This window comes from Gryllotalpicola kribbensis (assembly GCF_039538245.1).
In the GTDB taxonomy this organism is placed as follows: Bacteria; Actinomycetota; Actinomycetes; order Actinomycetales; family Microbacteriaceae; genus Gryllotalpicola; species Gryllotalpicola kribbensis.
This window is the reverse complement of the sequence record NZ_BAABBX010000003.1, coordinates 16,411-34,088: the sequence shown is the minus strand read 5'-3', so window position 1 is coordinate 34,088 and position 17,678 is coordinate 16,411. Positions and strand designations below refer to the sequence as shown.

Here is a 17,678-nt window from a genome sequence, read left to right as displayed (position 1 = left end):
CTCAGCGCTGCGCGAAGGGCGGCGCGAGCACGCCCTCGCCGAGCGCCGCCGCCGGGTCGTCCCCCACGGCGATGATGCGATTGTCGGCGTCGACGTGCACGATGCGCGGCTCGAAGGCCAGCGCCTCCTCCGTCGTCATCTGGCCGTAGGCGATGAGAATGACGACGTCGCCGGGGTGCACGAGGTGCGCGGCCGCCCCGTTGATGCCGACGACTCCGCTGCCCCGCTGCCCCGAGATCGTGTAGGTCTCGAGCCGCGCGCCGTTCGTGACGTCGACCACCGAGACCTGCTCGCCCGGCAGGATTCCTGCTGCGTCGAGCAGGTCTGCGTCCACGGTGATCGACCCGACGTAGTGGAGGTCCGCATGCGTGACCGTCGCGCGATGGATCTTGGCCGCCAGCATCGTTCTCAACACGACGGTCAAGGCTACGCGAAGTGCGGCATGACCTCCGCGGCGACGAGGTCGAGCTGGTCGAGCTCTGCGATGTCCCACAGCTGCAGGTAGACGCGGCTGATGCCGAACTCGCTGAGTCGGCCGATCGCGTCGACGAGCTGCTGCGGGCTGCCGTACCAGCCGGATTCGGCGAGCTCCTGAGGGTCGCGGCCGATGCGCTGCGCGAGGGCGGATGCCTCGGCTTCGGTCTGCCCAACAGCGAGGGTGCGCGCGACCGAGTACACGAGCGACTCGGGGTCGCGGCCCGCCGCCTCGGCCGTGGCGCGCACCCGCTCGACGTTGGTCTTGAGCGCAGCATCCGCCGTGAAGTTGGTGTTGTACTCGCTCGCGTACCTGACGGCGAGCTCGGGCGTGCGCTTGGCGCCGCTGCCGCCGATGATGATCGGCACGGGGCTCTGCACCGGTTTCGGCAGTGCCGGCGAATCGACGATCGTGTAGTGCTCGCCCGAGAACGAGTAGCTCTCGCCGACGGGGGTGTTCCACAGGCCCGTGATCACCTCGAGCTGCTCGGCGAACGGCCCGAACTTCTTCGCGGGGAACGGCACGCCGTAGGCCTCGTGCTCGCGCTGGAACCAGCCCGCGCCGAGACCGAGCTCGACGCGGCCGCCGGACATCTCGTCGACCTGCGCCACCTGCACCGCGAGCAGCCCCGGGTGGCGGAACGTCGCTGAGGTCACGAGCGTGCCGAGGCGGATCTTCGAGGTCTCGCGGGCGAGCGCGCCGAGGGTGACCCACGAGTCGGTCGGACCGGGAAGACCGTCGCCCGCCATCGCGAGGAAGTGGTCGCTGCGGAAGAGCGCGTCATAGCCGAGCGCCTCGGCCTTCTGCGCCACGTTGAGCTGGGTTTCGTAGGAGGCGCCCTGCTGGGGCTCGATGAAGATCCGGAAGTCCACGTTCAGAGCCTATGCGCGACCCGATCTCGAAACATAGGCCGCCTAGCCTCGAAGCATGTCTCCACAAGAGCGCACCGCAAGCCCTGACGACCTACCCATCACCGTCAGCATCACCCGCCTCGTCAAGCCCGAGAACATCCCAGAGGCGACGCGCTGGGTGCAGGCCGGCGTCAACCTCGCCAACCGCTACGACGGCTTCCTCGGCTCGGGCTGGGTGCGCGGCACCGCCGACGGCGAGGACTGGCACATGCTCTACCGCTTCGCCGACCGTGCGCGTCTCGACGCCTGGGAGAACTCGGCCGAGCGCGCCGAGTGGCTCGAGCGGGGCCGCGACCTCGTCGTGCACCAGCGCACCGAGCGCCGCACCGGCATCGAGGGGTGGTTCGACGCACCTCATGCCGGCGAAGCGCAGACTCCCCCGCCGTGGAAGCAGACGATCGCCATCTGGTGCGGCTTCTTCCCGGTGAACACGGCCTTCACCTACGTGATCTCGTGGCTGTGGCCGAGCTTCGGGCTGCTGCCGATCTGGCTGCGCTGCCTGATCTCGACGGCGATCCTCTGCCCGATCATGGTGCCGTTCGTGCTGCCGCTGGTCACCGGCTGGCTGAAGCCATGGCTGACCGCTCAGCCGAGAAGGCCGTCCACGGTCGCGAGCTCGATCAGGGGCGCGTAGAGCGCCATCGCGTCGAGCGCACGCTGGTGGTCTGCGGCGGACGCCCCCGCGCAGGCATCCGTCGGCACGATCACGTGCACGCCGTCGTCGGCCGCGGGCAGCGCGGTCGAGATGACACAGCAATCGGTCGAGACGCCCGTGAGCACGATCTCGCTCGCGCCGTGCAGCGCGGCCTTGAGCTCGAGGCCCCATTTCCCGAATGTCTCGCACGTGACGACCGGATGCCTGCCCGGCGCGATCTCGGGCGTGAAGGCGTAGAGCGGGTCTTCGCGCGGCACCAGCGCGAAGGGCCACTGCTCGAAGTAGTCGACCCAGGCGCCGCGCGGCTGCGCCGGTGCGACGTAGCGCGTGAAGACCACGCGCTCGCCGAACGCGGGCATGAGGCGACGGATGCCCGCACTCGCGGTCGCGTAGTCGGGTGACGCCCACGGCGAGCCCTGCGCGAAGACGTTCTGCATGTCGACGACGACGAGCCAGGCATCCGCTCGCATCAGCGTCCCTCCTGCGTGGCGACCCGGCGCGGATTCGCGATGGTGCCCACGAACCCGATCACCAGAGCGGCGAGCACGCCGAGGTTGGCGCCGCCCCAGTTCGCCTTCGCGCCGCCGAGCAGGTAGCCCATCCAGGGGAAGGTGACGACGAGGCCCCAGCCGACCGCGGTGCCGACGACGACGAGCCCGATCGCGACCCAGTTCACGCGGCCGTAGCGGCCGCGGGGCTCGTAGAGCTCGTCCTGGGCGTAGTCGCGGCGGCGCAGCAGGATGTCCGCGAGCATCACGCCCGCCCACGCGGCGATCGGCACCCCGAGGGTGATCAGGAAGTTCTGGAACGGGCCGCTGAAGTCCTGGGCGAAGAAGACGATGTAGATCGCGCCGAGCGTCATGATCACGCCGTCGACGAGGGCGGCGGCGTAGCGGGGCATCCGCGCACCCACGGCCAGAAGTGCGAGACCTGAGGAGTAGATGTCGAGCGCGGCGCCGCCGATCAGGCCGAGCGCGGCCACGATGAGGAACGGGATCAGGAACCACGTCGGCGCGATCGTCGCGAGGCCGCCGACCGAGTAGGCGCCGACCGCCTCGTTGAGCTTGGGCGACGAGCCCGCCAGCAGCACGCCGAAGACGAGCAGCACGACGGGCGCGAGCGCACCGCCGAAGGTGGTCCAGAACACGATGCCGGGGCCGGATGCCTTCCGCGGCAGGTACCGCGAGTAGTCGGCGGCGGCGTTCACCCAGCCGAGGCCGAAGCCCGTCATCATGAACACGAAGCCGCCGATGACGGCCGCGGCCGAGCCGGCAGGCAGGGCGGCGACCGCGCCGAAGTCGATGTGCGGCAGCACGAGCACGAAGTAGACGACCGTGAGCACGCCGGTGATGACCGTGATCCAGACCTGCAGGCGCATGATCAGGTCGAAGCCGTAGACGCCGGCGGCGACGACGAGCAGCACGACGACGATCAGAGCGACGACCTGGGTGCCCGTGCCGCCACCCCAGCCGAGCAGCTTGAACACCTCACTGGTCGAGAACACCGCGGTCGCGACGAGGATGGTCTCCCACCCCACGGTGAGCACCCACGACAGCACGGCCGACAGGCGGTTGCCGTCGACGCCGAACGCAGCGCGCGAGAGCACCATCGTCGGCGCAGAGCCGCGCTTGCCTGCGAGCGAGATGAAGCCGCAGAACAGGAAGGAGACGACGATGCCGATGATGCCGACGACGGTCGCCTGCCAGAACGAGACGCCGAAGCCGAGCAGGAAGGCGCCGTAGCTGAGCCCCAGCACGGACACGTTGGCCCCGAACCACGGCCAGAACAGCGTCGCCGGGCGGCCCTTGCGCTCGGACTCGGGAATCGGGTTGAGCGCGTTGAGCTCGACGCCCAGGCCCGACGGTGCGGCGTCGGTGGAATTGGTCATGTGGTTAAGCTGGCACACCATGAGGCCTCTGACCGAGGAAGACATCCGCGGCGCGTTCGTGAACGCGACAGAAGACCAGCTCGAGCGGCTGCCCATGCCGGGGCTGCACGAGACCATCTGGGAGGACAGGGAGTTCCTCGGCTGGCGCGACGGGCAGGCCGCGCAGCTCGGCTACCTCGTGCACTGGGATGACACCGAAGAGCGGCCGGTCGGCATCGTGGTGCGCGCCGCGAGCGGGTCGATGCGCGCCGGCATCGCCGCCATGTGCTCGTTCTGCCACTCGCCGCAGCCGGCGACACAGGTGCGGCTGTTCTCGACGCCGCGCGCGGGCGAGGCCGGCCGCAACGGCAACACCCTCGGCACGTACATCTGCGAGGACCTGGCCTGCTCGCTGCTCATCCGCCGGCAGCCGCCGCACCTGAACCCGCCGCAGCTGATCGCCCGTCGTGGGGCCGAGCTGCTGCAGCGGGTCAGGAGCTTCACGGGCAACGTGATGAAGACCGCGTAGCCGCGACTACGCCGCGACCGGCACCGACGCCGTGCGGGCGTCCCCCGCGAGGTAGTCGGCGTATGCGCCGGTCGTGAGGAACAGCGGGAACTCGCTGCCCAGGGTGACGTCGGCGAACACGCGCGCCGCCTCCGCGTAGCGGTCGCCGTCGAAGGCGGGCAGCTCCGCGAGCACGTCGTCGAGCACGCTCTCGACGAGCTCGGCCGTCACGGGCGTTCCCTCGGCGGTGACGACGCCCTGCCGGATCCACTGCCACAGCTGCGAGCGGCTGATCTCGGCCGTCGCCGCATCCTCCATGAGGTTGTCGATCGCGGCCGCGCCGTTCCCGCGCAGCCAGCTCTCGATGTAGCGCAGCCCGACCGACACGTTGGTGCGCACCCCCTGGTCTGTGACCGTCGCCCCGGGAATCCGCAGATCGATCAATTGGGATGCCTCGACGTGCACGTCCTCGCGCAGGCGGTCGAGCTGGTTCGGCCTCTCCCCCAGCACCCGGTCGAACTGGGCGCGCGCCACCGGCACGAGGTCGGGGTGGGCGACCCACGAGCCGTCGAAGCCGTCGTCGGCCTCGCGCCCCTTGTCAGCCGAGACCTGCTCGAAGGCCCGCGCGTTCGCCTCGGGGTCCTTCCGGCTCGGAATGAAGGCGCTCATTCCCCCGATCGCGAAGGCGCCCCGCTTGTGGCAGGTCGCGACGAGCAGCTCGGTGTAGGCCCGCATGAACGGCACCGTCATGGTCACCTGCGCGCGGTCGGGCAGCACGAAGGCCGGCCCGCGGTCGCGGAAGTTCTTGATGACGCTGAAGATGTAGTCCCAGCGACCCGCATTGAGGCCCGCGCAGTGGTCGCGCAGCTCGTAGAGGATCTCCTCCAGCTCGAACGCCGCCGTGATGGTCTCGATCAGCACCGTCGCGCGGATCGTGCCGTGCTCGAGGCCGAGCGCGTTCTCTGTGAAGGTGAACACGTCGTCCCACAGCCGCGCCTCGAAGCGGTTCTCGATCTTCGGCAGGTACAGGTAGGGCCCCGTGCCGCGGGCGATCAGCTCGCGCGCGTTGTGGAACACGTAGAGGCCGAAGTCGACGAGCGACGCGGATGCCGGCGCGGCGGCGCCCGGGTGATCGACGAACCTGAGGTGGTTCTCTTTGAGGTGCCACCCGCGCGGGCGGAATACGATCGTCGGGGTCGTCTCGCCGAGCCGGTATTCCTTGCCCTCCGGCGTCGTGAAGTCGATCCGGCGGCGGATCGCGTCGAACAGGTTCGTCTGCACGGCGACGACGTTGGGCCAGGTGGGCGACGACGCGTCCTCGGCGTCGGCGAGCCACACCCTGGCGCCCGAGTTCAGCGCGTTGACCGTCATCTTGCGATCGGATGCCGGCCCGGTGATCTCGACGCGGCGGTCCTCAAGGCCGGGGCCCGCACCCGCGACGCGCCAGTCGGGGTCCTCGCGGACCCGGCGCGTCTCCGGCGGGAACTCGGGGTCGATGCCGCGGCCGATGTCGTCGACGCGGATGCGGCGTTCGCGGATCCGCTCGGAGCGGCGGCCCGCGAACACCTTGTGCAGCTGGGTGAGGAAGGCGAGCGCCTCCGGCGTCAGGATCTCGCCCTGTCGCTCGGCCTGCTCGCCGGTGAATTCGAGGTGGCTGGTCATGATCTTCTCCGTTCGATGACGGGGCTCAGTGGAACTGCTCGGACTCGGTGGAGCCCACGAGAGCGAGGGTCGAGGCGGTCGGGTTGAGCGCCGTCGCGATGCGGTCGAAGTAGCCGGTGCCCACTTCGGCCTGGTGCTTGGTGGCGGTGTAGCCGTTCTTCTCGGCCGCGAACTCCGCTTCCTGCAGCTCGACGTATGCCGACATCTGCCGGTCCCTGTAGCCGAGCGCGAGATCGAACATCGAGTGGTTGAGCGCGTGGAACCCGGCGAGGGTGATGAACTGGAACGCGTAGCCCATCGCCGACAGCTCGCGCTGGAACGCCGCGATCTGGTCGTCGCTGAGATGTGCGCGCCAGTTGAAGCTCGGCGAGCAGTTGTACGCCAGCTTCTGGTCGGGGTAGATGTCGTGGATCGCCTCGGCGAAGGTGCGCGCGAGCTCGAGGTCGGGCTTGCTCGACTCGACCCACAGCAGGTCGGCGTACGGCGCGTAGGCGAGCCCGCGCCCGATGACGGGGCGGATGCCGTTCTCGACCTCGTAGAAGCCCTCTGCCGTGCGGGCGCCCGTGAGGAACTCGCGGTCCCGCTCGTCGACGTCGCTCGTCAAGAGAGTCGCCGCGAGGGCATCCGTGCGCGCGATGATGACCGACGGCACGCCGGCCACATCGGCCGCCAGTCGCGCGGCGTTGAGCGTGCGGATGTGCTGCGAGGTCGGCACGAGCACCTTGCCGCCCATGTGGCCGCATTTCTTCTCGCTCGCGAGCTGGTCCTCCCAGTGGACGCCCGCGGCGCCCGCCTGGATCATCGCCTGCATGAGCTCGTAGGCGTTCAGCGGGCCGCCGAAGCCGGCCTCGGCGTCGGCGACGATCGGCACCGCCCACTCGCGGCTCGCCTCACCGGTCTCGCTGAACTCGATCTGCGCCGAGCGCAGCAGCGCGTTGTTGATGCGGCGCACGACCGCGGGCACCGAGTTGGCCGGGTAGAGGCTCTGGTCGGGGTAGGTCTGGCCGGCGAGGTTGGCGTCGGCGGCGACCTGCCACCCGGAGAGGTAGATGGCGTCGAGGCCGGCCTTCACCTGCTGCACCGCCTGGTTCCCGGTGAGGGCGCCGAGCGCCGCCACCCAGTACGACGGGTCCTCGCCGCTCTTCTCGATGAGCTGCCAGAGGCGCTGAGCCCCGCGCAGGGCGAGGGTGCTCTCCTCACGGACGGGGCCGCGCAACGCGATGACATCGTCGGCGGTGTAGTCGCGGGTGACGTTGGACCAGCGCGGGTCGGTCGCCCACTCGGCCTCAAGGTCGATCGCGGTCTGGGTCTGGTCGCCGGGGCGGATTCCGCTCGTCCCGAGCTCAGAGTTGAACATGTCGTCTCCTTCGACGTAGGTGTGCTGCCTGAGACGAGCTTCACCCGCGAGAAAACGCCCGTGAAGGCATCCGAATGCAGAAATTTCGCGTTTTTTCTGCGCAATAGAAGCTCCGCGGATGCCTCGCCGGCGCTCATGATGAGAGGCATGGACACGCTCACCATCGGTCGACGCATCCGCCAGCTCCGCGGCGAGCGCGGGCTCACGCTCGAATCGCTCGCTGCGGCCATCGACCGCGCCCCGAGTCAGCTCTCGGTCATCGAAAACGGCAAGCGCGAGCTCAAGCTCGGCGAGGTGAACCGATTGGCAGAGGCGTTAGGGGTCGAGGTCGACGCCCTGCTGTCGAGCGAGCCGCCCTCGAAGCGCGCCGGGCTCGAGATCGCGCTGGAGCGCGCGCAGCGCGGGCCGTTGTTCGCCTCACTGGGGCTCGCGCCGCTGCCGCTGCGCAAGACGCTCTCTGACGAGGCGATCGAGACGATCCTCGCGCTGCACGGTGAGCTCGAGCGGTTGCACACGGAGCGCGCGGCGACCCCGGAGGAGGCCCGGCGCGCCAACACCGAGCTCCGGCTCGAGCAGCGTGCGCGCAACAACTACTACGCCGACCTCGAGCGGGCGGCGCGCGAGCTGTTGGCGGCCATCGGGCACCGCGGCGGCCCGCTGTCGCAGCGCGCGACGGGCGAGCTGGCCGCGCATCTCGGCTTCACCCTGCACTACGTGCACGACCTGCCGTCGTCGACGCGCAGCGTGACCGACCGCGAGAACGGCCGCATCTATCTGCCGATCAAGCAGTCGGGCACCGACCCGCGCACCGCGCTGCTGCAGGCCCTCGCGGCGCATGTGCTCGGCCGCCCGGAGCCGCACGACTACGGCGAGCTGCTGCGGCAGCGCGTCGAGACGAACTACCTGGCCGGCGCGCTGCTCATTCCCGAGAGCAGCGCGGTCGAGTTCCTCGATGCGGCGAAGAAGGCGCGCGAGCTCTCGGTCGAGGACCTGCGAGACGCCTTCGCGGTCTCCTACGAGACGGCGGCGCACCGCTTCACGAACCTCGCGACCAGGCACCTCGGCATTCCGGTCCACTTCCTCAAGGTGCACTCCTCCGGCGCGATCTCGAAGGCGTACGAGAACGACGACGTGCTGTTCCCGACCGACGCGCTCGGGTCGGTCGAGGGCCAGCAGGTGTGCCGCTACTGGAGTGCCCGGCAGGTCTTCGAGCGCGACGATCGCCTGTCGCCGTACCACCAGTACACCGACAAGCCCGTCGGCTCGTACTGGTGCACCTCGAAGATCGAGTCGGCGGCGAATGGGGACTTCTCGGTCTCGGTCGGCACGAAGTTCGCGTACGCGAAGTGGTTCCGTGGCCGCGACACCCCGGTGCGGCTCAGCTCGGGCTGCCCCGACCCGGACTGCTGCCGCACGCCGGATGCCCGGCTCGCCGCGCGCTGGAAGGAGAACGCCTGGCCGAGCGCCCGCCTCAACTCGTCGCTGCTCGCCGCCATGCCGACGGGCACCTTCACCGGCGTCGACCGCGTCGCGGTGTACGAGTTCTTGGACAGGCACGCGCCGGAAGGCGCCGAGGCCGCGGTCGGCGACGGGGCTGCTACGGGCCGCTGACGCCGCCGGCGGCCTTGAGGTAGTCGGCGGCCTCGTGCTCGCTCATGACGACCATGCCGCGCACCCCGTGCGAGGAGCGCGTCAGCGCATCGATCCAGACGCGGTTGAGCTCGGGCGGCTTGCTGCCCGAGAAGCGGAACTCGAGCGGAATCGCGGGCGAGACCCAGAGGCTGATGCGGCCGGAACCGCGCTCGGGTGGCACCGTCACGTTGATCAAGAACGACTCCTGCAGCCGCAGCTTCGCGACGATCGCGATCTTGAGGTGGGCGAGGGCGCGGTCCTCGACTTCGTACTCCGCGCCGCTTCCGTAAACCAGGTACCCCACGTGGCCAGCATCCCACGGATCCCCGCCGGCGGTGTGAAGAGCTGGTTACAGGCCGTGTTCGACGAGCCAGTCGATCGCGAGCGGCAGGGCGCGCAGCGCAGAGACGTGGCCGTCTTCCGCGAGCCACCACGAGGTGGCATCGGGCAGAGTGCGCAGCAGGCGCGTCGCATGGCCTGCCGGGATGACGCGGTCCTGCTCGCCCTGCACGATCAGAACGTGGGCGCTGAGCCGTGCGAGGTCGGCGCCCCAGTCGAAGACGTACGCGCAGTCGTCGTCGATCTCGCCGCCGTCGGCCTGCGCTGCCCCGGCCTGCGCATCAGCGCCGAGCTCGGCCCAGTCGGCCCGGAGCGCCACCCAGTCGGCGTCGGTGAACACGCCGGGGTCGAACTCCGCGGTCTCGGCGAAGCGCGCCCGCGCCGAAAGCCCCTCTGTCGCCGCGCGGAGCGCGCGCGGGTCGGCCATGCCGGCGAACCAGTCAGGGTCGTTCGCGCGGTAGGGCGCGACCGCGGCGAAGGTCGCGACGCCCGCCGCCCGCTCCCCCGTGAGCGCCGCGAGCGCCAGCGCGTGCGGGCCCCCGCCCGAGGCGCCCACCGTGGCGAACCGCTCGATGCCGAGCTCGTCGAGCACGGCGACGACGTCGCGTGCGGCATCCGCCACGCTGCGGCCGACCAGGCGTGTCGACCCGCCGTAACCGGGACGCGCGACCGAGACGACGCGGACTCCGGCGCGCGCGGCCGCGGCGCGCACCGGCGCGATCACGCGGCCCGTGTGGGGCGTTCCCGAGTGCCAGACCAGAACGCGCTGCGGGCTTCCGCCCGTGTCGAAGAAGCTCACGCGGCGCCCGTCGGGCAGGGTGAGCGACTGTGCGACATCCGTCATCGTCGGCCCTCCGATCAGTCGTGTCTTGCGCCGCCTGTGCGCTTTCTCAGCGCCAGGCGGGATAACGTCGTCTGAGCAATCATGGACGTCACCATCATCGTGCCGACCTTCAACGAGTCGTTGAACGTCGAAGAACTTGTCACCCGTACCGAAGCCGCCGTCGGGCGGCGCGCGGTCGAGATCGTCTTCGTCGACGATTCCACCGACGACACGCCCCGGGTCATCGAGCAGGTGGCGTCCCGCCACTCGATCCCGGTCAGGCTGATCCACCGCGAGGTTCCCGTCGACGGCCTCGGCGGCGCGGTGCTCGAGGGCTTCCGCGTCGCCAGCGGGCGCTGGGCGGTCGTCATGGACGGCGACCTGCAGCACCCGCCCGAGATGCTGCCCGGGCTCATCGACACGGCGCTCGCAGGCGACGCCGAGGTCGTCGCGGGCTCGCGCTTCCTCGAGGGCGGCTCGGCCGAGGGCCTCTCCGACGGCCTGCGCGTCTTCCTCTCGCACTTCGGCAACGGCATCACGAAGCTGCTCTTCCCCCGCAAGCTGCGGAACTCGACCGACCCCATGTCGGGCTTCTTCGCCGTGCGGCTCGATGCCATCGACCTCTCGGTGCTGAAGCCCCGCGGGTTCAAGATCCTGCTCGAGATCCTGTGCAGGAAGCAGATGAAGCTCGCCGAGGTGCCCGCCATCCTCGCCCCGCGCGGCGGCGGCGAGTCGAAGGCCGACGTCAAGCAGGTGTGGCGCCTGACCCGCCAGATCGTCGAGCTGCGCATCGGGCGGATGCCGGGCTTCGCGCTCATCGGCTTCATCGGCGGCGTCGCGAACCTCGTGATCATGTGGGCGCTGCAGAAGGCCGGCTGGACCTATCTCGAGGCGGCGATCGCGGCGGCGGTGATCACGATCGTCGGGAACTTCATCGCCCAGGAGCACTTCCTGTACCACGACCTGCGGGCGGGCGCTCGAAAGCTGTGGTGGCGCTTCGGCCATTCGGCCGGGTTCAACGCGATCGAGTCGGCGGTGCGCACCTTCGTGCTCTGGGCCGCCGTCGAGCTGCTGCACCTGCACAATCACACCGTTCTGACGCAGGGCGTCCTGTTGCTGATCGGCTTCCTGCTGCGGTACACGTACCACGAGCGGGTCGTCTACAAGCAGCTCGTCGGCGAGGATTCGGACGAGGTTCAAAGCACGCGGGCTTAGCGTGATCGCGTGAGCAGCAGCGGCGGGCGACGGCAGTGGCGGCCCGCGTTGGCGGGAGTGGCCGCCGTGCTGCTCGGGCTCGGCGCCGGCGGCCTCGTCGCCGCGATCGCCGCCCGCGCCTTCAGCCCCCTGGTGGTCGTCGGCTCGGCCGTGATCGACCTGACGCCGGGCGCCATGAAAGAGGCCGTCATCAGGGTCTTCGGCCACGGTGACAAGGCGTTCCTGTTCGTCGTGCTGGCCGTTGTGATCGCGGTGCTGGCCGTGCTCGCGGGCGTGCTCGAGGTGCGCAGGCCATGGCTCGGCCGGGCGATCGTGCTGGCCGGAGCGGCGCTCGGCGTCGCCGCCGCGCTGTCGCGCGCCGACGCGACGCCGCTCGCTGCGCTGCCGGCCGCCGTCACGGGCGTCGTCGGCGCGTGGGCGCTTGCGTTCCTGGTGCGGCGGATGCCCCCTGCCGAACCCCTGCGCGCGCAGACGGCTCCTTCGCGCCGCAGCTTCCTGTCGTGGTCGGTGGGGGCAGCCGCCCTGGGCCTCGTCGCGACGCTTGGCGGCCAGCTCGCCACCCGCGCCGCGAGCGCGGCGGCGAATGCGCGCGCCGCGTTCCGGCTGCCGCGGCCTGCGGCATCCGCGCCGCCGGTGCCCGCCGCCGCGTCCCTCGACGTGCCCGGCATCACGCCCGTGATCACACCGAACGCGAAGTTCTATCGCACCGACGTCGAGCTCGTGATCCCCCAGCTCGACCCCGAGCAGTGGTCGCTGCGCGTTCACGGCATGGTCGAGCACCCGTTCACGCTCAGCTGGGCCGAGCTGAACGAGCTGCCGATGGAGGAGCACTACATCACGCTCGCCTGCGTCTCGAACGAGGTCGGCGGCCCCCTGATCAGCACGGCCAAGTGGCTCGGCTACCCCGTGCGGCTGCTGCTCGAGCGCGCCGGGGTCACGGGCGATGCCGACATGGTCTATTCCGAGAGCTTCGACGGCTACACGGCGGCGACGCCGCTCGACGCGATGACCGACCCCGATCGCGCGGCGCTGCTCGCGATCGGCATGAACGGCGAGCCGCTGCCCTTCGCACGCGGATTCCCGGCGCGGCTCGTGGTGCCGGGACTGTACGGCTACGTGTCGGCCACGAAGTGGGTCGTCGACCTCAAGGTGACGCGCTTCGCCGACGAGCAGGGCTACTGGGTGACGCAGGGGTGGGCCGAGAAGGCGCCGGTGAAGCAGTCCTCGCGCATCGACGTGCCGCGGCCGGGGCGCACCATTACCGCCGGGCATCAGTGGATCGCCGGGGTCGCGTGGCAGCAGCACGTCGGCATCTCGAAGGTCGAGGTGCAGGTCGACGACGGACCCTGGCACGAGGCAGAGCTCGCGCGCGCCGTCAATGCGGACACGTGGGTGCAGTGGCGCTGGGGGTGGAACGCCACACCGGGCGATCACCAGCTGCGGGTGCGCGCCACGAACGCCGACGGCGTGCAGCAGACCTCGGGCGTCTCAGACGTGCTGCCCGACGGCGCCACGGGGTGGCACACGACCGAGGTCACCGTGGCGTGACCGCGACGGCCCAGAGCGCGAGTACCCCGAGCACGACGGTGACGGGCGCGAGAACCGCGCCGTAGAGCACGAATCGCCCCCAGCGCACCCCGACGTCGAGCCGCTGCAGGCGCTCGTGCCACAGCAGGGTGGCGAGCGAGGCCCACGGGGTGACGAGGGGGCCTGCGTTCACCCCGATGAGCAGCGCGAGACCCGGCAGAAGGCCGTGGACGGCCGGCTCGACGGCCAGGTAGGCCGGCAGGTTGTTGGTGACGTTGGCTGCGACGCCGCCGATCGCGGCGACGCCGAGAAGCGCCGGCAGCCCATCGCCGGCCGGCACGAGGTGCACGAGCAGGGTGCGCAGCCCGGCGGAATCCAGCGCCGCGACCGCCAGGAACAGGCCGCACACCAGCACGACCGTCGGCCACGGCAGCAGCTGCACACTCAGCTCGTCGCGCCGCAGCACGGCGAAGGCGCCGATCAGCACGAGCGCGGCAGCGCAGGCGGGAATCCAGACGGCGATGCCCGAGACGAGGCCGCCGATCAGCAGCACCAGCACGACTCCCGAGATCAAGGTGAGGCGCGCGTCGGCCACCCGCACGGGGCCCGGCTCGTCATAGCGCCGCGACAGCTCGCGCCGGAACAGCACGGCCACGAACGCCAGCGGAGCCAGCACGCCGACGAGCTGCGCCGGCCACGCCGCCGCCGCGAACGCCGCCGGCCCGATGCCGCCGAGATGCTGCTCCGCCAGCAGGTTGGTGAGGTTCGAGACGGGTAGCAGCAGTGAGCCGGTGTTCGCGATCCACACCGTCGTGAGCGCAAAGGGCAGCGGGTTGAGCCCCACGCGCCGCGCGAGCACCACGACGATCGGGGTGAGCAGCACGGCGGTCGTGTCGAGAGACAGGAACACCGTGCTGACGACCGCGATCGCGGCCACGAGCAGCCAGAGCAGCCAGCCGCGGCCGCGCCCCCAGCGCGCGGCGAGCGCCGCTACCCAGTCGAACAGCCCCGCGGCCGCGGCGAGCTCGGCGACGACGGTGATCGCGATGACGAAGAGGAGGATCGGCCAGACGCGGATGCCGAGCGCCGCGGCATCCGTCAGGGGAAGCAGCCCCGTCGCCAGCGCGATCGCGCCGCAGGCGAGCAGCACCGCGCCGAACAGGGCGGTGCGCTGCGCTCGGGTCACACCATCGACGCTAGTGCGTTCTCAGTCGGCCCAGAGACCACCCCGGCCCCAGCTCGACCAGTCGCCGCCGCTCGGCGACTGCCACGCGCGAGAGCCGAGGTACGAGTCGACGACCGCGGCCCCGAGCTCGTCGTTCTCGGGCGCGACGACCTTGCCGTCGACCCGCGCCGCCATGCTGTCGACGAAGCGGGCCAGGCTCGGGTCGTCGCCGAGGCGGAAGAAGGTGATCTGGGCTCCGAGCCGCATCGAGTTCTCGAGCTCGCGCACCGTGTAGGCGATCGTCACCGGGTGGGGCGGGTACGAGAACCGCACCTCGCCGTCGGACTCGAGGTGCGAGGTCGGCTCGCCGTCGGTCACGATCAGCAGCACGGGCTGGGCGCTCGGGTGCTTGCGGAAGTGCCGATTCGCGAGCAGCAGCGCGTGGTGCAGGTTCGTGCCCTTCGCCCAGCTCGCCTCGAGAGCCGTGAGCTCCTCGATGTCCATCACCTCGGCGTGCCGGCCGAAGCCGATCAGCTGCAGCTCGTCGCCGCGGAACCTGCTCTTGATGAGGGTGTGCAGCGCGAGCGCGGTTCGCTTCATCGGCACCCACCGGCCGTCGATCTCCATCGAGAACGACGTGTCGGCGAGCAGGGCGACGGCGGCCTGGGTGCGCGCCTCGGTCTCGGCCACCTCGATGTCGTCGATGCCGATGAGCCGCGAACCGGGTGCGGGCGGCTCGCCCGCGCGCCGGCGGACGCCGTTGAGCACCGTGCGCGGAATGTCCCACGGCTCGGTGTCGCCGAACGCCCACGGGCGGGTCGCACCGGAGAGGTCGCCCGCCGCTCCGGCCTGGCGCAGCTCGCGCTGGCCCTGCCGCGCAGACATCCGCTTCGCGATGTCCTTGAGCAGGGTCTTGCCGAGCTGCCTCATCGCCTTCGGCGTCAGCTGCAGCCGACCCGCCGAGTCGCGCCGCAGGGTGCCGTCGCGCCGCAGCGCGCGCTCGAGCTCGCGCAGCGTGTGCGCGTCGACCGCGGCCTGGTCGCCGAGCTGCCTGGCGAGCTTGTCGAGATCGATGTCGTCCATGCGGGCGCCCTCGTACGACTGGGAGAGCTGTTCCGAGAGCTCGTCGAGATCGGCGAGGTCCTGCATGACACCCGCGCCCTCGCCGAGCCCCAGCGGCTGGTCGCCGTCGAACCGCTCGGAGCCCGACCAGTCCTCACCGGGGCGCAGCGCCTGCAGGCTCTGATCGAGCCGCGCGAGCTGCTGCATGAGCTGCGGCGAGCCGAAGGCCTGCGCCGAGAGCTCGAAGAGCTCCTGCCGCTGCTCCTCGGTCATCGAGTTGAGCATGCGCTGAGCCGCAGCCGACCGCGCCGCGAGCGCGTCGATGAGTTCATCGACGTTCTGCGGGTTCTCGGGGAAGAACGCCCCGTGCTTGGCCATGAAGTCGGCGAAGTCCGCCGCGGTGTCTTCGCCGCGCGCATGCTTCTCGAGCAGCTCGTTGAGGTCGTTCAGCATCTCGCCGACGGCCTCGCGGTCGGCATCCGTCACGTTCTCGAGCGCTTGTTTCATGCCGCCGAAGCGCTGATCGAGCAGCTCACGGCCGAGCAGGTTCTTGATCTGCTCGTAGTCGGCGCGCGCCTGGCTCGAGCGCCACTCGTAGTCGCGCAGCTCGTTGACGGCGGCCGAGGTCGACGCGGGCAGGTTCTCGAGCCGCGTCTCGGCGAACGAGCGCTCGATGTCGTCGAGGTCGACATCGCGGGCGAGCTGCTTGCGCTCTTCGAGCACCGCCCGGTCGAGCAGCTGCCTGATCTCGTTCAGCGTGCCGTCGAGCTTGTGGCGCTGCAGCAGCTCGCGACGCCGCTCGGACACGCGGCGCCCCAGGTCATCGAGCCCCGTGCGCCCCTCGCCGCCGCGGCGCAGGTATTCGCGCATCGCGCGCTCGGCCGAGTAGCCGGCCATCACCTGCTCGCCGATCTTGTCGAGCGCCTCGGCGATGTCGACCGGGGGCGCCAGAGGGTCGCCGCCGCTGTAGCGCTGGAAGCGGGCGCGGTGCGACTCAGCCATAGACCGTCTCACTTCCGTCGGTGTCCTTGCCGATCTTCCGGGCGAGGTACAGGCCCTCGAGCGCGAGCTCGATCACCGCCGCGCGCTCGCCCTCGCTTCCCGCGCCGAGTCGGCGGCCGACCTCGTCGTACAGCTCGGATTCCCCGAGCCGCGGCAGCCCCGCCAGGAAGTCGCGCGCCGTCACCGCCTCGCCCGTGACGACCATCGCCCCCGTCTCGATCGCGTCGACAAGCGGCCCGAAGTCGATGCCGCGGAAGTGCTCGCGCACCGTGTCTGCGGTCGCCGTGCGCAGCAGGTGGGTCAGCACGTCGCCCTCGCGCCCCTCTTCGCCGGTCTCGAACTCGATCTTGCCGCCCAGCACGTCGACGGCGGTCTGCAGATCGACGACACGGGCGGTGGCGTCGGTCTCGCCGTGTGCCGCTGCGCGATGCAGGGCGGATGCCGCGATCGTCTCGGCGCCCGCGATCGCGAACCGGGCGCTCACGCCGCTGCGCTGATCGACCGAGGTCGACTCGCGCAGCGCGCGGGTGAAGCGGGCGAGGATCTCGATGAGGTGGTCGGGCACGTCGGCGACCAGTTCGGCCTCTTGTCGGATGACGGCCATCTCAGCGTCGAGCCGACGCGGGTAGTGGGTGCGGATCTCGGCGCCGAAGCGGTCCTTCAGGGGCGTGATGATGCGGCCGCGGTTCGTGTAGTCCTCGGGGTTGGCCGAGGCGACGACGAGCACGTCGAGCGGAAGGCGCAGCACGTAGCCGCGGATCTGGATGTCGCGCTCCTCCATCACGTTGAGCATCGACACCTGGATGCGCTCGGCGAGGTCGGGCAGCTCGTTGATCGCCACGATGCCGCGATGGCTGCGGGGAATGAGACCGAAGTGGATCGTCTCGGGGTCGCCGAGCGAGCGCCCCTCGGCCACCTTCATCGGGTCGACGTCGCCGATCAGGTCGGCCACGCTCGTGTCGGGCGTGGCGAGCTTCTCGACGTAGCGCTCGCTGCGGTGCCGCCAGGCCACGGGCAGCGCGTCGCCGAGCTCGGCGGCGCGGCGCTGCGACTCGTGCGTGATGGGCTCGTACGGGTGCTCGCCGAGCTCGGAGCCCGCGATCACGGGCGTCCACTCGTCGAGCAGGCCGCCGATGGTGCGCAGCAGCCGCGTCTTGCCCTGCCCGCGCTCGCCCAGCAGAACGATGTCGTGGCCGGCGATGAGCGCGCGCTCGAGCTGCGGGATCACGGTGGCCTCGAAGCCGTGCAGGCCCGGCCACGGATTCTCGCCCGCGCGCAGTTTGGCCAGCAGATTGTCGCGCAGCTCGGTGCGCAGGGGTTTGCTCTGATGGCCGCTCGCACGGAGCTCGCCAAGGGTGGAAATGGTCGGTGCGGCCGTCGTTGCGGTCGGCGCTGCGTCCGTCATTTCTGCAGGCTAACCCCGGCCTGCGACATCCGTCAGGACTCGTAACGAACTGCTCATCTGCGAGCCCGCGCGC

Annotated in this window: 16 protein-coding genes; 5 read left to right on the top strand and 11 right to left on the bottom strand. The window is 70.8% G+C overall.

Annotation, left to right across the window (positions count from 1 at the left end):
* Window position 1 precedes the first annotated feature (1 nt).
* Entirely contained in the window at window positions 2-415 is a 414-nt protein-coding gene (gene panD, locus ABD716_RS02280) for an aspartate 1-decarboxylase (RefSeq protein ID WP_344773374.1), read from the bottom strand.
* Between the two features lie 11 nt (window positions 416-426).
* Window positions 427-1,347, bottom strand: a complete 921-nt coding sequence (locus tag ABD716_RS02275) for an LLM class F420-dependent oxidoreductase (RefSeq protein ID WP_344773372.1) — start codon at window positions 1,345-1,347, stop codon at window positions 427-429.
* A 55-nt stretch (window positions 1,348-1,402) separates the two neighbouring features.
* Here ABD716_RS02275 and ABD716_RS02270 point away from each other — a divergent pair, with 55 nt between their 5' ends.
* Window positions 1,403-2,020: an antibiotic biosynthesis monooxygenase gene (locus ABD716_RS02270; protein WP_344773370.1), complete on the top strand. Its 618-nt coding sequence runs from the start codon at window positions 1,403-1,405 to the stop codon at window positions 2,018-2,020.
* Here the strand turns inward: ABD716_RS02270 and ABD716_RS02265 are convergent.
* Window positions 1,972-2,511 (bottom strand): cysteine hydrolase family protein, encoded by a 540-nt coding sequence (locus ABD716_RS02265; protein WP_344773368.1) that lies wholly within the window; start codon window positions 2,509-2,511, stop codon window positions 1,972-1,974. The genes ABD716_RS02270 and ABD716_RS02265 overlap by 49 nt on opposite strands.
* Window positions 2,511-3,929, bottom strand: coding sequence for a purine-cytosine permease family protein (locus tag ABD716_RS02260; protein WP_344773366.1), 1,419 nt, complete (start codon window positions 3,927-3,929; stop codon window positions 2,511-2,513). Before ABD716_RS02260 ends, ABD716_RS02265 begins: the two co-directional genes overlap by 1 nt.
* A gap of 19 nt (window positions 3,930-3,948) precedes the next feature.
* Between ABD716_RS02260 and ABD716_RS02255 the strand changes: the two genes are divergently transcribed.
* Entirely contained in the window at window positions 3,949-4,437 is a 489-nt protein-coding gene (locus ABD716_RS02255) for an FBP domain-containing protein (RefSeq protein ID WP_344773364.1), read from the top strand.
* A 6-nt stretch (window positions 4,438-4,443) separates the two neighbouring features.
* On the opposite strand, the gene aceB is transcribed toward ABD716_RS02255, so the two are convergent.
* Entirely contained in the window at window positions 4,444-6,078 is a 1,635-nt protein-coding gene (gene aceB, locus ABD716_RS02250; RefSeq protein WP_344773363.1) for a malate synthase A, read from the bottom strand.
* A gap of 25 nt (window positions 6,079-6,103) precedes the next feature.
* Window positions 6,104-7,435: an isocitrate lyase gene (gene aceA, locus ABD716_RS02245; protein WP_344773361.1), complete on the bottom strand. Its 1,332-nt coding sequence runs from the start codon at window positions 7,433-7,435 to the stop codon at window positions 6,104-6,106.
* A 135-nt stretch (window positions 7,436-7,570) separates the two neighbouring features.
* Here aceA and ABD716_RS02240 point away from each other — a divergent pair, with 135 nt between their 5' ends.
* Window positions 7,571-9,046: a helix-turn-helix domain-containing protein gene (locus ABD716_RS02240; protein WP_344773359.1), complete on the top strand. Its 1,476-nt coding sequence runs from the start codon at window positions 7,571-7,573 to the stop codon at window positions 9,044-9,046.
* On the opposite strand, the gene ABD716_RS02235 is transcribed toward ABD716_RS02240, so the two are convergent.
* A complete protein-coding gene (locus ABD716_RS02235) occupies window positions 9,033-9,371 on the bottom strand; it encodes a DUF7882 family protein (protein WP_344773358.1) in 339 nt (112 codons plus the stop codon). The two genes, ABD716_RS02240 and ABD716_RS02235, sit on opposite strands and share 14 nt — an antisense overlap.
* A 45-nt stretch (window positions 9,372-9,416) precedes the next feature.
* Window positions 9,417-10,250, bottom strand: coding sequence for an alpha/beta fold hydrolase (locus tag ABD716_RS02230; RefSeq protein ID WP_344773357.1), 834 nt, complete (start codon window positions 10,248-10,250; stop codon window positions 9,417-9,419).
* A gap of 81 nt (window positions 10,251-10,331) precedes the next feature.
* Between ABD716_RS02230 and ABD716_RS02225 the strand changes: the two genes are divergently transcribed.
* On the top strand, window positions 10,332-11,444 hold the full coding sequence (locus ABD716_RS02225; RefSeq protein WP_344773355.1) for a glycosyltransferase: 1,113 nt from the start codon (window positions 10,332-10,334) through the stop codon (window positions 11,442-11,444).
* A 9-nt stretch (window positions 11,445-11,453) separates the two neighbouring features.
* Complete coding sequence (locus ABD716_RS02220; RefSeq protein ID WP_344773353.1) at window positions 11,454-12,992, top strand: molybdopterin-dependent oxidoreductase; 1,539 nt, start codon at window positions 11,454-11,456, stop codon at window positions 12,990-12,992.
* Here the strand turns inward: ABD716_RS02220 and ABD716_RS02215 are convergent.
* Genes ABD716_RS02215 through ABD716_RS02205 form a run of 3 tightly spaced genes read right to left on the bottom strand, consistent with a single transcriptional unit; the run spans window position 12,979 to window position 17,605 of the window.
* Complete coding sequence (locus ABD716_RS02215) at window positions 12,979-14,157, bottom strand: SLC13 family permease (RefSeq protein WP_344773351.1); 1,179 nt, start codon at window positions 14,155-14,157, stop codon at window positions 12,979-12,981. The two genes, ABD716_RS02220 and ABD716_RS02215, sit on opposite strands and share 14 nt — an antisense overlap.
* Window positions 14,158-14,178: 21 nt before the next feature.
* Window positions 14,179-16,200 (bottom strand): vWA domain-containing protein, encoded by a 2,022-nt coding sequence (locus ABD716_RS02210; RefSeq protein WP_344773349.1) that lies wholly within the window; start codon window positions 16,198-16,200, stop codon window positions 14,179-14,181.
* The gene (locus tag ABD716_RS02205; protein ID WP_344773347.1) at window positions 16,193-17,605 is read right to left on the bottom strand and encodes a magnesium chelatase ATPase subunit I; all 1,413 of its coding nucleotides are present in this window, start codon (window positions 17,603-17,605) and stop codon (window positions 16,193-16,195) included. Before ABD716_RS02205 ends, ABD716_RS02210 begins: the two co-directional genes overlap by 8 nt.
* Between the last annotated feature and the right edge of the window lie 73 nt (window positions 17,606-17,678).